The following is a 14,315-nucleotide window of genomic DNA, read 5'->3' on the forward strand; positions in this document are numbered from 1 at the left end:
TGCCTCCCATCAAGCTGCGCCGCTTCCTGGCAGGAGCGATGGCTGTTTTATTCAGTGCCGGGCCGGCCCGCGCCCAATATGCCGATGACCTGACGGCAAGCATCGGGGTGGCGAGCGACGAGCGGTGCCAGGGCTTGAGCTGGAGCGATGGCGATCCGGTAGTGCGTGGCCGCTTGTCGGTCCCCGTTTACGAGGGACTGAGCCTTGACGGCGCGGCTGTTGCGCTGTGGGGCAGCGATCGTCACGCCGGCGCAGCCGCTGTGGTCGATGTCGGGCCAAGCTATGTGCGGCAGATCGGGGCGTGGCGACTGACCGCCGACGCGCGCTATCACCTGTTCGTCGGAGCTTCCGGGCAGGGCTATGGCGAAATCGGCGCGGGCGCCGGTTTCTTGATGGGACCGATCAGCGTCGACCTGATGGGCAGTTATGCTCCGCGCCAAACCTCCATCGGCGGCGACAATCTTCATCTCTCGGCATCGGCATTTGTCGGCGTGCCGGGCACCCCCTTGACCATGTCGGCCTGGGTCGGGCGATCGTCGGGTGACGTGCGCAACCCCGCCAAGGCGGCGCGGCTGCGGCCCGATGGCACCTATTGGGACCATGGCGTCGGCGTCGACTATCTGAAGGGCTGCTGGTCGGCGGGACTGCGCTACGTCAACAGCAGCATTGATGGGCCGAGCCGCCGCGACGCCGGCGCCAGCATGGTCGGGCGCGTAGGGCTGAGTTTGTAGCGGCCTAGCAATGAGCGGGAGAGCGGGCGGCCGTCCGATGGTCCACTGATCCTCTTGTCAGGCGGCAGGTGCTCGCCTCGCAAGCCTGAGCTTCATATGCCGGCGCGGCAGGTCATAGCGCGCCATCGCTTGTTCCAGAAGGCGGGATCAGCCCCGCTCGTCCAGCGAGGCAGCAGCCCGTCATCCTTGTGGCGCCAGCTTCATGAGGATGAGGCCGCTGATGATGAGGATCGCAGCACCGATACGCAGCGCGCTCGCCCCTTCTCCCAGCAACCATATCCCGATCACGAAGGCGCCGACGGCGCCAATACCGGTCCATATCGTGTAAGCAGTGCCAAGCGGCAGTGTCTTCATGGAAAAGGAGAGGAGCGCGAAACTGGCCAGCATTGTGACCACGGTAATCGCCGACGGGACGATGCGTGTGAACCCGGCAGACTGCTTCATGAAGAAAGCCCAGACGACCTCCAACAGGCCTGCAACGATCAAAGCGACCCACGCCATACGGCTCTCCACTGTGAGGGCCGGGCCGTCCCGGACTTGACACCCAACGGGGTACGGGAACGTGGTCGCCGCGCCGCTCAGATAAGCCGCTTGCGCCGATCGTTCAATGCTGGATCGCGGCAATCGAGAATGCGAGCTGATCTCTCCTCGGCGACTTACGGACCGCAGCGAGCCGCCCCCTCGGTCGCCGGCACGGCGTCTAAGCCTGGTAAAGTTCGCAGTAGCGAACACCCCTGGGCCCGAGGTACTCGAAAAGAATGGGAGGAGTGTCAATGCACGATGGTCGCTTTCTATGCTTTACGATATATGGACCAATCCTACAGAATCCATGAATAGCGATTCTCTGGAAATAATCGATGGACATGGACCGCTCCCTTTGCTGCAGGATCAGGCGAATGCCAGGGCATCCGTGCCGGCGCGCGTCGAGCGCGACATGAACAGGGCCAATGGGGGGGGGCGTCCATGCGCGCTGCGTTATACCGGCCAGCAAGGTCGGATTGCCAACATATCGATGTCGTGATCAAGGATTTGACCATAGCAGGTTGCCGGATGCTCAGTCCGGCCGATCTCGATGAAGGCGAGCAATGGATGATCGATCTGCCGGGGCTTGGCCTGCGGCCGTGCCGCATCAGGCGATCGCATCGCCGAGGTATTCGCTGCGAGTTTCAGGATCCTTTGGAGTTTGCCCAAATCGCGATGACCCGCAAGGCCGATGTCGCCGCTGGGGCGGCCGTATCCATGGTAGTCCCTTTTGGCGTCCGAGGCGTTGGCAAGGATGGCAGATTCTCGCGTTCGCAAAGGCTTTTCATCATCATCCTTGCCGCCGCCGGCGCATGGATGTTGTTCTACGCAGCCGTCAGGCTGGGTGATGCGCTGTTCGCGACCGCATCTGTGCCGCCACCCACCCCGTCCATGACTGGTCGGGAATAGGGGAAACGCTTCGGATCAGCAGGCCCCTCATCGCTGGGGGCGTCAGCGACCGAGTTTCGTCTTAACGGAGTTCAATCCGTCGGGCTGGAACAATTTCGTTCTTTTCAGCCCACAAGACGATTTTGCCCCAAAATCCCGGCGCCATACTTAGGAGACGCTGGTAGCGGATGGCGCCGGGATCCCTGACGCGGCGGTGCGACCCGAGGCCGGCTTCAGGCGCTCAGCGTGGTCGACGCTGCTGAGGAGGATCATTTTATAGATTCGGCAGCATGATGTCCAAACAATTATATGCATAAATGCAGCATTGATAGGAGGACGCAAAAACAATAAAGTGATTCGGGAAGAAACCAGTTATAAGACTATCATGTCTTCCGCCGACCAGCTTTGCTGCGCAGGGAGATGGCGTCGCGCACGCGCCTTGGTTGCTTGCCGCTGCACGCGACGGGAAGAAGCCTCGCAGAGAAAATATCTCCCATCGTGAGAGGCCTGAAAGCCGGTGGCCTATGAAGACGACCATCTGACGGCCGCGACCGGCTCGGAAGAGCGCGTCATCCAGTTCCGCAGGATGAGGCGCCATGGCGAGGATGGTGAGATGAGGATGGCGGGGGGAATCACCAGGTCTGCGCTTTCCCGGAGGGGAGAGCCACAATGCGAGGGCGAATGATGGCACATAGATATCTGACCCGTTTTGGGTGGTTTTCAATGGCCTATGTCGGATGGCAGAATGATGCGAAACTGCGTCTGGATGATGTGCTCGCCCGGTTTGGCCTTTCGGATGCGGCGCGCGACTATATCAATATGCGCGTAAGGCGGGCGCCCATCAGCTCTTTCGAAAGGCGGCGCTGGCTCCACATCCGCAAGCTTTATTGTGATCGGCTGCGCCGTCCTGCCGGAAAGACGAGCAATGCCGTATGACGGGGACGCAATAGGTCGGGCGGAGGGATGGGCCGGTTCAGACCTCGATCGCCTTCGTCTGCGATGCTGCCCTCCATCCCCCATTTCGCGAGTCACCATCGAGGATATCGCGAGATGCGATTGCTTTGCAGGCTTGCGCGGTTCCTCGAGGACCGGTCATGGATGGTTCATCTTTCCAGGGCAATAAAGCGCGAGCTGCCTGGTTACCTCCCCCCCCCCTCCTACCGGGCGGCCCTGAACCTCGGCCCCGTTGTGACCCTGCTCCAACGGGGCAATTTTCCTCGAATTTCACGGGGAACCGGGTGGGATCGCGAATGCGCCTTGCTTCCGTGCCGCTGATCGCTGCGGAGAGTCCGTCCGGCATCGTGCGCTATCTGTTGGCTCGCTCCTGACGAAGGGCGCGCATCACGACAGCAACGGTGCGCCAACTCCGAAAAGAATGGCTGCAATAGGATGAGAAAGCGTGACTTCCTTCTCCCCGCGGAGCAAGGTGGCAGGTGCATGCACGGACGGGAGAATATTCAACGCAATTGCCGTTACAGCTCCCGGGGCGCTTCTATGCGCATGTCCGATTGCTGCAGGGCAAACCATGAGGAGAGCCCGCCGTGATGTGAATGCCTGCGAATATTTCGATCTTCTATTTTTTACTGACTGGATATAGAGGCGCATTATCCCGGTTTTGCTGCTACGCGTGATCGTTGCCCGCTGTTGGTTCGGTCGGAAAGGCAATCGGACTTGTTTGGTGTGCGGAGGCAGACGAGAAATCCCAATGATTAGATCTGAGCTGGTCCATGAAATGCAGCAACAATATTCCGATCTTCCTGCAGAGGATGTGGAACGGATCGTCTCGCTGTTTTTCCAGGACATTTCGGACCATCTTTCCAAGGGTGGCAGGGTTGAGCTGCGAGGATTTGGCGTTTTCAGCACGCGCTCCCGCGAGGCTCGCATGGGTCGCAACCCCCGAACGGGCCAGGATGTACCCGTCGCCGCCAAAAAGGCGCTTCATTTCAAGCCAGGCAGGCAGATGCTGGCACGGCTGCAGGCGAAGCCTGCCGACTGAACCTTCAGGGCTCAGGAAGTGATGGATTCTTTTCCCGCCCGTTGAGCGTATTGATGATCCGGAAAGCGGCGCTGCGCACCAGCCGATAGCTGCGGCGTCCCGTTTCTATGGCCCCGTCCTCGATGCCGCCTGCTGCCAGCTGTTGTCTCAATTTGCAGACATAGACCCTGATCACAGCAGCGCTCGGGGAGATGGTCCCGGCAGCGTCCGCCAATTGCCTATGGGTGACATATTCTCCTGACTGGCGTAGCAGGCAAAGCAGAACGCCCGCCGCGACCCAGCCGTCCAGCGCGAAGCAATCGACAAGCTTCTGCCGGATCATATCCTCACGATCTTTCGCTTTGGCCGTCCTGCCCAAAGCGGCGAGCGCGCCATGGACATCGGCTTGATCCTCTGTAAGCGTTACGTCATCTGCCTCATCCGCGCGCCTGGTCTTGCCGTTGCGAGGCGGCGTCGAATTTGTCGAATCGTTTGAATTGGAACGAGAAAGGATCCCGCGGATTCTCGCTATGGATTCTTCCAGAGCTCTAAAATTCTCCTCGAGAGCATGTAAATCGTCGCCGGAAACCGGCTTAACAATTAATTTTTCTTCCTTTTTATGTTTGCCGGATATTGCCAAGTCTGTTCTCCGTTGAGAATGCAATATTATTATTCGATCTTCCTCAACTAATTTTCTTGGGACTAGCCCTGTTGGAATGTTCGACCAAATTACTCAACAGTCGACAGCATCCGCGGCGGATTAACCTTCGAAGCCCACTAATGCAAATGATAATCATGCATGTGGAAACATTCGCATAGGTCACGATGGAGATACAATAGGAATCCATTTTCTTTGCTCAACGATTGTTACAGATTGCCGTCATTCGCTTTCGGTTCCTGCGGCGCGATGCGGCATGCCACGGATTCCGGATCAATGGCTGAAATGCTCGGGGGCATCATGTGAGCAAAGGAGAGAGTGGGGAAAGGGGGGCGAAGGAGACAGGGCATGGCGCTGACGATGAAAAGACCCTCCCAGGAGACTATTGATCTTGTGGGTGCATTGGGAGGCGTATGGCACGGCCGCTGTGCCATGTGCCGATGCCCTGCCCACGACGATCGCCGTCCCAGCCTGTCCATCCGCCAGGGCGACCATGGTATCCTGGTCACCTGCTTTGCCGGCTGTTCCCGGGAGGATGTGCTGCGCGAGCTGCGCCGGATACCAACCGGCCAGAGATTCTTCTATCGGGATGCGCCAGCCGCCGTACCGGGCGCTGCCGATCGCCTGTGGTCAGAGGCTGGCCCGATCGCCGGGACTCTGGCCGAGCGCTATCTGGCCAGAAGGGGGCTGGATGTGCCTGTGGGAGATGCGCGTTTTCACCCTCATTGCCCCTATCGGCCCAGACCCTGGACGAGCCATCACCCGGCATTGTTGCTGGCAGTCCGCGAGGGACGGCGGCTGACCGCAGTTCAGCGCATCCTGCTCGATCCCAGCACCGGTCACTACCGCTTGAAAGTCATGCTCGGCCGCCCCGGGCGCGGCGCCTGGACAGGGGATCGTCCGGTATCGTCTGTGCTGGCGCTTGCCGAAGGGTTCGAGACGGCCCTGGCCTTTACGATTCTTCAGAAAATTCCGTGCTGGGCGAGCCTTGGCGCACGGCGAGCGGACCAGCTTCTGCTCCCGGAAGCACCTTCGACCCTCATCCTGGCGATGGATGACGACGAGGCCGGGCGACGTGCCGCAGATCGTGCTGCTGTGCGCTATGCACGACCCGGGCTTGTCATCACCCGCATGATGCCTACCGGTCGCAAGGACTGGGCCGGAGTGCTCGAAGCCATGCGCTCGACCTGAGTCCCGCGACCCCCCTCGCTCGATGCGGGGCATGGGTCGGTTTCTCCTAGAGCATCGCGCAGCAGGATCGGATGCTTAGGGGCGAAATCGCATGGCGCCAGATTCGATCTGGCGACGTAACAGTCATGCTGCGTTCAGCCTGTCGCAATAATATCGAGCGATCATGCGAGGATGGAGGGCGCCCGACCCGGTTGATTCATGTCTTCTTGTCCTCACGGCGCCTCGCACAGTCGCGCAACAGGCCGAACTCTCAAGTCCGGTGTCGAAGTCGATCCGGCGTCAGCGTCGGCTCTGCTTCGGAGGCAATGGAATTGCCTGCGAAGCAGCGGTCGCCCGTCCTCATTAACTGGCGTCTGACCGAGAGCCTCCATGGGCTCGTCGCGCCGTTACTGGCCCGCGAGGCAAGCATAATGCGTCAGCTGCCTCCTGGTCTATGGCCATCACCCCAGCGCACGGGTTGGAGATGGGCCATTTGAAGAAAGGAAGGTGGAACGCGTGCGACATATCTATACTCTGGCAGCCGCTACATTATTGGGAACAAGCACCATATTCCTCGCTGGGGGATCTGCGTCACAGGCTGAGGTCGCGCGGAAGGAAACGGCCCCGCAGGCGCCTGAGGGCGGCAGCGCGCAGGCGGCCACCGGTTTTGCAGATCTGACCGAACGGCTCGCGCCCGCGGTGGTCAACATCTCGACCCGCCAGCGCGTCCGGACGCCGGTCATCAACCCCTTTGCCGGAACACCTTTCGAAGACCTGTTCGGTGGCCGCGGCCTTGGCCCAAGAACGCGCGAGGCACAGTCGCTCGGCTCGGGCTTCATCATATCGGCCGATGGCTATGTGGTGACCAACAACCATGTGATTTCGCCTGGCGGCGGAGACGCCGAGATTAAATCCATCACCGTCACAATGCCGGACGGGGCGGAATATCCCGCAAAGCTTGTCGGCCAAGATGCCGCTTCGGATCTTGCCGTTCTCAAGATCAACGCGCGCGCGCCGCTGCCGTTCGTCAAGTTCGGCGATTCCCGCGCTGCGCGCGTGGGCGACAGGATCATCGCCATTGGCAACCCGTTCGGCCTTGGCGGTACGGTGATATCGGGAATCATATCGGCAGTCTACCGCCATACGGGCAAGGGGACCGCCTATGATCGCTATATCCAGACCGATGCCGCGATCAACCGCGGCAATTCGGGTGGGCCGATGTTCGACATGCACGGCCAGGTCATCGGCATCAACAACGCCATCTACTCCCCTAATGGCGGGAGCGTGGGTATCGGCTTCGCCATTCCGGCTGAAATCGCTGCGCCCATCGTCGAAAAGCTCAAGAGCGGTCAATCGATCGACCGCGGCTATCTGGGCGTGCGCATACAGCCCGTGGCGGACGACCTCGCCGACGCGCTGGGCATTTCACGTCGCAGAGGCGCCTTCGTACAGGCGGTGGAGCCGGGCAGCGCCGCTGACGAAGCAGGCGTCCGGCCAGGCGACGTCATTGTTGCTGTCGAAGGCAAGGAGGTCAGGGCGGAGCAGTCCTTGTCCTACCTCATTGCAAACGAGGATCCTGGAAAACGCGTAGCCATGGCGCTGATCCGCGATGGCAAGCGCATGACGGTCCATGTCACGCTGGACCTGCGGCCAACGGATACGGAGCTTGGCGGCCAAAGCTTCGAGCCTGGGCGCAGGGATAGATCTGGCAATCCATCGCAGGATCATGCCGACTCTGCGGTGCGCGGGGCGCTGGGCATGTCGATCCTGCCGCTGACCCCGCGGATCGCGCGGCAACTGGGAACGAGCGAAAAGACCCGGGGTCTTGTGATTGCCAGCGTCGACTCGACTTCCGACGCGGCAGCCAAGGGGCTGCGGCGCGGCGACATCGTGCTCTCGGTGAACAATCACCCTGTCCTGTCGGCTGGAGACCTGGAAAGCCGGATCCAGGAGGCGAGGCGGGCCTCGCGTGGCGCTCTTCTGCTGCGTGTTCAGCGCCGGGGCCAGCCGCCAGGCTATGTGCCAGTCCGGCTGCGCTAGGGAGCAGGGTTAAAGCCGAGCTTTGGGTACCATAAGGCGCCTATCTCCGACCGGCAGGGGGGGGCGCCATATATCGCCCGATGCGCAAGAGCTGGCAGCCCTGGTGCGCAAGACCTTCAATCCGCGCTTCACAAAGCCATCCTGCATGTCTTCGGACAGCAACGCACAGCTGGCCTGAGCCGCCACGATTTCGCGCGATCCGGACTCGTCAATACGCGACGCCGATTGGGCTCGGGGGTGGTTGGACCTCCGACGTCATGCGCTCGACCTGAGCGTCAGCGCCCCCGTCCGACGCGGGGCAGGCATCGGCTTTTCTCCAGGGATCGCACAGCAGGATTGGACGCTCGGGGGAAGTATCCCGCCAGGCGGCTCATGCCTTGCGGGAGCGGCCTGGCGCCGGACTGGAAGGGGAGGGGGGATGGAGGAGGTGATGCTGCCAATGGGGCAGCCAGCCTGGAGACCCCACCATGTCCGATCTCTTTGAAACGGTGAGCGCGGCCGAACGTCGCGTGGCCACGCTTCTCATTGACCGCTTGCGCGCCGCCCGCCCGATCACCCGGGCTCATCTGAACGAGGCCATGGTGGAAGGCTTTGGCGGCACGGATGCCGAGGGCCTCTGGACCCAGCGCGACAGTTTTGAAATGCTCGAACATGCGCTTGCTCACCATCTCCAGTTTGGCCCCTATCCGCTCTGCTCGCTCGCTGACGTGCACAAGGCCTGCGATTTGCTTGACCGACTGCCAACCCAGACTGTCCGCAGCGAAGAGCAGATCGAATGGCAGCAATTTTCGACCCCTGTGGATCTCGCTGCGATTGTCACGCTCCTGGCCAATGTCCAAAGGGACGATATCATTCTGGAGCCGAGCGCGGGCAATGGCCTGCTCGTTGCGCATTGCCGCGATTTCACCGCGTTGCAGCTCAACGAATATGCGCCTGCCCGTCGCGCCCGGCTTGCCCATGTCTTCCCGGACGCTCTCGTGACCGGTCATGACGGCGCAACGATCAATTCCACCCTCGCGCATGCACCGCGTCCCAGCCTAATCCTCATGAACCCGCCCTTTTCCCGGTCAGTGGGACGCGGCGCTGACGCCCACGCGGCTGTCCGTCACCTGCAGGCGGCGCTTGGGAGGCTGCAGCCCGGCGGGCGGCTGGTTGCCATCATGCCCGACTGGTTCGGCCCCAATGCCAGGATGCGGGATCTTTTCGAGACGACCCTGCGCGATGTCAGTGTCCGCACTTCGGTGCGTCTTGAGAAATGCTATCTCAAGCACGGTACTGCCATTGCGGTTCGGCTGTTCGTTATCGACAAGGTTCCAGGAAGAGCCATTCCCGCGACGATCCAGCGCGCATCCGTCCGGGACCTGATCGAGGTCCTCACGATCCACAAGCGAGGCGCGGTTGACGAGGTTCCGGCGCCCGCTCCAAAGCGCTCGACCAGTCCTTCGCTGTTCCGGGCCGTCAAGAGCAGCCGCGCACAGCCTCGGCCCGATCACAGGCCTGTTCGTAACAACGTGCTACCGGTCGACTACACGCCGCTCGACACGCCGGCCGCACTGCTCGATCAGGTGGGCGTCTATCTCCCCTATCGTCCCAGCCGCATTGTCCTCGATGCCGCTGGCGAGCACCCGACCGCACTGGTGGAATCTGTCGCCATGGGCTCGATCGCGGCGCCCATTCCCGCCTACATACCCCATCTGCCCGAGAGAACGGTTGCCGAGCGGATGCTATCGGCCGCGCAGCTCGAAACGGTGGTCTATGCTGGCCACGCCTGGGAGCAGTTCCTGCCAGGCCGTTTCAGGCCGGCCAAGGAAGGCGTCGATCTTGACGAGGCCGAGGACGGCCATGCCTATCGCAAGGGCTATTTTCTGGGCGACGGCACCGGAGCGGGGAAGGGGCGGCAGATTGCGGCCTGCATACTCGACAACTGGCTGCGGGGCCGCCGCCGGAACATCTGGATTTCCAAGAATGAGGCGCTGCTGGAAGACGCGCGCCGCGATTGGACCGCGCTCGGCGGGCTCCCCGCTGACGTCCAGCCTCTGGCGAACTGGAAGATCGATCAGGCGATCCCACTCGAACAGGGCGTGTTGTTCGTCACTTATCCGACGTTACGCTCTGCCCGCGGCGATCATAGCCGCCTTCAGCAACTCGTCGAGTGGGCCGGTGGGGATTTCGAAGGCGTGATCGGCTTCGACGAGGCCCATGAAATGGGCGGCGTTGCCGGCGGCGAGGGCGCCATGGGCAAGAAGGAAGGCTCCCAGCAGGGCGTCTGCGGCGTGCTGCTCCAGAACCAGTTGCCAGGCGCACGGGTGCTGTACGCTTCGGCTACTGGTGCATCGGACGTCAATAATCTTGCTTATGCTGTGCGGCTGGGGCTCTGGGGACCGGAAACGGCATTCAGCAATCGCGAACAGTTCATCTCGGGCATCCGCAAAGGCGGCATCGCCGCAATGGAACTGGTCGCCCGCGATCTGAAGGCTCTTGGCCTCTACACGGCGCGCGCGCTCAGCTTTGCCGGGGTCGCCTATGACATACTGCGCCACGAACTTACGAGAGATCAGATCGCCATCTACGATGCCTATGCGGATGCCTGGGCGATCTTATGCGCAGCTGCGCATAAGATCGCTTATCGCGAGGTGGCGATAATGCGAAGGAACGCGGCGTAGGCGCGCAATGTCGGGAGACTGACCACCACGTCCTTCGCATTATTTCACAGGGTGTCGAGCCACTCCATCAGACTGGCATCTCGCTTCCACGAAGGTGGAACGTTGCTCGCCGACGGCGCACCCACCAGCTCCAAGGCCTTTCGTTTGGTCTCCAGATTGGCCTGTGCGTAGTGGTTGGTCGTGTCGAGGCTGACGTGTCCCAGCCAACTGCGTATGACGGTGATGTCTACCCCGGCAGCGACAAGGTGAACGGCGGTCGCGTGCCGGAAGCTGTGCGGTGTCACATGTTTTGACCGCAGCGTCGGCACGGTTTTGGACGCCTTTTCTACATAGGCGGCGAGTTTGAACCGCACTCCCGAGGCGCCCAGCGGTTCACCATATCGATTGACGAAGATCCGCTGATCTGGGGCGCGCGGGTGACGTTCCAACAACTTCCTGAGCAACGTCACGGTTTCCGGCCAGAGTGGACAGATCCGTTCCTTGCGCCCCTTGCCATAGAGGCGAGCGTAGTGCGGCGCATCGAACCGGACCGCGTTGGAACACAGGTCGAGAGCTTCCTGGATGCGCGCGCCGCTGTTGTACAGGAACGAGAGCAGCACATGGTCGCGCATCCCCTCGATTGTCGACCGGTCGGGCTGCGCGAGGATCGCTTCGACCTCCTCCGGCTCGAGATAGCAGGGTGCAGCGGTGGGCTCCCGCTTGAGCGGGACAGTCAGGACCTCGGCGCATTGCGCGATGTATTCGGGATCTTTGTCCGCCACGAAGCTGAAGAAGCTGCGGATCGCGGCAAGCCGGCAGTTGCGTGTACCGATCGTGCCCCTGCGCTCATGCTCGGTATGATGGAGGAACGCGCGCACCTCGCTGGCCGAGACGTCGGCCAGCATGATCCGCGCAACCCCGGCGCCCTTTCGCTCCGCGATAAACCGAAGCAACAACCGCCAGGTGTCGCGGTAAGACCGGATCGTATGAACCGAAGCACTGCGTTGCTCGGCCAACCATTCCTGGAAGAACGCCCGCAACAACGCGGGGAACGGATTGCCCTTCGTCATGACCGCGCCTCCATCGTGAGGCATCGGGCGCCGACGGTACGGAACCGCTCGCTTGCTTCCTGCAGCAGGTCCTGCGTGACGGTGATGTAGACCAGCGTGGAGTTGATGTCCCGGTGGCCCATATAGGTCGAGAGGAAGCGCAGTTTGTCCTGCGGATTGATGCCGGATCGATACCATTGGAGGATTCGGTTCACGACCATCGAGTGGCGCAGGTCATGAACGCGCGGCCCCGCCCTCCCCGTCGGGGGCTTGAACCCGGCTCGGCGCATGACGTTGGTGATCATCGTTGAGACCGTCACCGGGGTATAGTGATCATTGAAGTGCTCGTGCCAGAAGAGCCCGGACCGCGGATCCTGCGGGGCGCCAGCGCGCCGCCTTGCATCGATATAGGCCCGTAATTCGGCCATGACGCTGCCGGTTAGCGGCAAGATCCTGGTCTTGTAGAACTTCGTTGCCCGGATCGTGATCGTGTCTGATTGAAGGTCCACGTCACCCAGATCAAGCCCGGCGAGTTCACTACGGCGCAGTCCGGCACAATAGGCCAGAACCACCATCGTGTAGAGGACCATAGGCCGCAGCGGAGCATCCGGCGACGGATATGAGCGGGCAACATCGAGCAACCGCCGGACGTCTGCCGGACTGAAGATATGCGGCCGTCGATGCTCGCGCGCCACTTCCCGCTCCGGCCGGGCGTTGAAGCGTTTTGGCGGGATGCTGGGATCAAGGCGATACCGCGCCTTGGTCAGGATGCGCCCCAGCTTCTGACATTCAGCCGCGTGATTGCGGGTCGGCTTGGCAGTTGCCCAGCGCGCCAGCATTGTCTCAAGCGATGCCCCGGCAAGTTCGGGGTTCGCCTGGAGGAACCGATCGAACCGCAATAGCCAGTGAGCCTGCGTCTCATACTGATAGCCCCGGCTGCGCATCAATGCGACGTGCTCACGCATGAAGTCCCCCAGCACGCTGCCGAAGGGAGCAGGGCGTCGTAACGCGGCCAGGGCTTCGTCGGGATTGGGGGAAGCCAACGCCCGCCAGATCGGCTTGCTTTGTTTGACGTTGTACCGGTGGCGAAGCACGGCAACGGGATTCTCGGCGATCAGCCCGATTTCGACGAGGTGGTCGAGGAAGCGATCGACAATGCAGACCTGATTGAGCAGCGTCGGCATTCGCCAACATTTTTCCATTTCCTTCAGCCAGACGTCGAGCATCTGCCGGTCAACCGCCGGATGACGTCGGGCTACGTTCTCGAAGCTGCGAAGGAACCAGCGATAAGTGGGCCTGCTTCCCGGCCGGAACTGCGATTTTTCCAGGAAGGTGTCAACAACGGTGCAATCGGGATCGTGCCAGGCGCTCATGACAGCACCTCCAGGCCAGGTACATCGAGCGCCACGGCTCGGAGATCATCTGTCGCCAGCTTGAGATAGGCATTGGTGGATTCGGTGGATCGATGCCCGAGCACGTCGCCGATGATCTTTTGCGGCACCGACGCCCGCAGCATTTCGACCGCGCGCGCGTGGCGGAAGACATGTGCCCCTCGCTTTCCCGGCGGCTCGACGCCTGCGGCTGCTAACCGCCCGCGGATCATGCCGTACAGGTTTGTCATTGCGATGTAGGGCGCGCAGGATCGGATAAAGATTTCTCGCCCCTCGACCTGAGGGCGCCCATGACGCAGATAGTCGAGCAGCGCTTCACCAACCGGCGCCAATAGCGGCATGTAGGAGTACGCATTGGTCTTGGTGTGACGGATACGCAGGGATTCTCCGCGCCAGTTCACGTCCTCAAGCCGAAGGCGGCAAACCTCCCCTTCACGCAACCCATATGTGGCAAGCAGTTGAAGGACCGCAAAATCGCGCATTCCTCGCGGCGATCCGTCCTTCTTCGTCGTCGCCAACACCGCGGCGATTTGGCTCTTGTCCAACGTCGAGGGCACGTCTTCATAGGCGTAGAGCATGGGGCCGATGATGTGCGGCGTGAGATCAGTCGGGATGCGCCTCGTCCGATGCAGATAGCGCACCGCCGACCGGAGCCGCTCAGCGACATCGGCCAACGATTTGCGCCTTAATCCAGGCGCGCGCATGTCCATGTAGAGATCGACTTCCACGATGCTCAACGTGTCGAGGCTGGCAGCACCGCTCCGTTCGAACTGCCATCGCAGGAAGTTCCGTGCCTCCCACATAAGCGCCGCGATGGTAGCGCTTGCCAGACCGCGTTCGTCGCGCAGCCATGCCTCGTATTCGCAGCAGATCGCCTGCCGGTACACAGTTTCCGGTTCGATTATCTCCGGCTCGGGCGGCCATTTGCCTTGAGCAAGCCGGAGCAGCTTGTTGATCGACGTGCGGGGCAACATCTGCCAGCGCACACAGGGAGGCCGACCGTACCGGGCTTCGAAATCCTGGACTGCATAGACAAAATATTGATCGACCTGCGCCGACGTCACAGCTTCCACCTGCATGTCGCACTCGGCCAGATAATCGAGAAACGCGCGGGCGTAGAGGCGATGGTTCGCTACGACCACCGGGTTGTAATTCTGCGTCGTGAGCAAATTCGAGAGTTCGGCGATCAACTCGTCGTGCAATTTCAACATGCTTTTATCCTCAGCTGGTCCAGAGACCACCGAGGTTC

12 protein-coding genes are annotated in these 14,315 nt (G+C 61.6%); 7 read left to right on the forward strand and 5 right to left on the reverse strand.

Annotated elements, in window-relative coordinates:
- Window positions 1-38: 38 nt before the first annotated feature.
- A complete protein-coding gene (locus TZ53_RS24975; RefSeq protein WP_044663555.1) occupies window positions 39-731 on the forward strand; it encodes a TorF family putative porin in 693 nt (230 codons plus the stop codon).
- A 180-nt stretch (window positions 732-911) separates the two neighbouring features.
- On the opposite strand, the gene TZ53_RS24980 is transcribed toward TZ53_RS24975, so the two are convergent.
- On the reverse strand, window positions 912-1,232 hold the full coding sequence (locus tag TZ53_RS24980) for a DMT family transporter (protein WP_044663556.1): 321 nt from the start codon (window positions 1,230-1,232) through the stop codon (window positions 912-914).
- Between the two features lie 462 nt (window positions 1,233-1,694).
- Between TZ53_RS24980 and TZ53_RS24990 the strand changes: the two genes are divergently transcribed.
- From TZ53_RS24990 to TZ53_RS25000, 3 genes are all read left to right on the forward strand, one after another.
- Complete coding sequence (locus TZ53_RS24990; protein WP_172668357.1) at window positions 1,695-2,162, forward strand: hypothetical protein; 468 nt, start codon at window positions 1,695-1,697, stop codon at window positions 2,160-2,162.
- Window positions 2,163-2,864: 702 nt separating this feature from the next.
- Window positions 2,865-3,077, forward strand: coding sequence for a hypothetical protein (locus TZ53_RS24995; protein ID WP_044663559.1), 213 nt, complete (start codon window positions 2,865-2,867; stop codon window positions 3,075-3,077).
- A 769-nt stretch (window positions 3,078-3,846) separates the two neighbouring features.
- A complete protein-coding gene (locus TZ53_RS25000; RefSeq protein WP_044663560.1) occupies window positions 3,847-4,137 on the forward strand; it encodes an HU family DNA-binding protein in 291 nt (96 codons plus the stop codon).
- Window positions 4,138-4,141: 4 nt separating this feature from the next.
- On the opposite strand, the gene TZ53_RS27050 is transcribed toward TZ53_RS25000, so the two are convergent.
- Window positions 4,142-4,756 (reverse strand): hypothetical protein, encoded by a 615-nt coding sequence (locus TZ53_RS27050; RefSeq protein WP_157009893.1) that lies wholly within the window; start codon window positions 4,754-4,756, stop codon window positions 4,142-4,144.
- A gap of 366 nt (window positions 4,757-5,122) precedes the next feature.
- On the opposite strand from TZ53_RS27050, the gene TZ53_RS25010 reads away from it, so the two are divergent.
- The 3 genes from TZ53_RS25010 to TZ53_RS25020 all read left to right on the forward strand — a co-directional run bounded on the left by TZ53_RS25010 (window position 5,123) and on the right by TZ53_RS25020 (window position 10,647).
- Window positions 5,123-5,965 (forward strand): DUF7146 domain-containing protein, encoded by an 843-nt coding sequence (locus TZ53_RS25010; protein WP_044663562.1) that lies wholly within the window; start codon window positions 5,123-5,125, stop codon window positions 5,963-5,965.
- Between the two features lie 495 nt (window positions 5,966-6,460).
- Window positions 6,461-7,984: a Do family serine endopeptidase gene (locus TZ53_RS25015; protein WP_084694466.1), complete on the forward strand. Its 1,524-nt coding sequence runs from the start codon at window positions 6,461-6,463 to the stop codon at window positions 7,982-7,984.
- A gap of 467 nt (window positions 7,985-8,451) precedes the next feature.
- Entirely contained in the window at window positions 8,452-10,647 is a 2,196-nt protein-coding gene (locus TZ53_RS25020) for a strawberry notch-like NTP hydrolase domain-containing protein (RefSeq protein WP_084694456.1), read from the forward strand.
- Window positions 10,648-10,691: 44 nt separating this feature from the next.
- On the opposite strand, the gene TZ53_RS25025 is transcribed toward TZ53_RS25020, so the two are convergent.
- The 3 genes from TZ53_RS25025 to TZ53_RS25035 are packed head-to-tail and all read right to left on the reverse strand — an operon-like array spanning window position 10,692 to window position 14,277.
- The gene (locus TZ53_RS25025; RefSeq protein WP_044663248.1) at window positions 10,692-11,696 is read right to left on the reverse strand and encodes a tyrosine-type recombinase/integrase; all 1,005 of its coding nucleotides are present in this window, start codon (window positions 11,694-11,696) and stop codon (window positions 10,692-10,694) included.
- Entirely contained in the window at window positions 11,693-13,048 is a 1,356-nt protein-coding gene (locus tag TZ53_RS25030) for a tyrosine-type recombinase/integrase (protein WP_044663249.1), read from the reverse strand. Before TZ53_RS25030 ends, TZ53_RS25025 begins: the two co-directional genes overlap by 4 nt.
- Window positions 13,045-14,277, reverse strand: coding sequence for a site-specific integrase (locus tag TZ53_RS25035; RefSeq protein WP_044663250.1), 1,233 nt, complete (start codon window positions 14,275-14,277; stop codon window positions 13,045-13,047). Before TZ53_RS25035 ends, TZ53_RS25030 begins: the two co-directional genes overlap by 4 nt.
- Window positions 14,278-14,315: the final 38 nt, after the last annotated feature.

Source organism: Sphingobium sp. YBL2 (assembly GCF_000943805.1).
Lineage (GTDB): Bacteria > Pseudomonadota > Alphaproteobacteria > Sphingomonadales > Sphingomonadaceae > Sphingobium > Sphingobium fuliginis.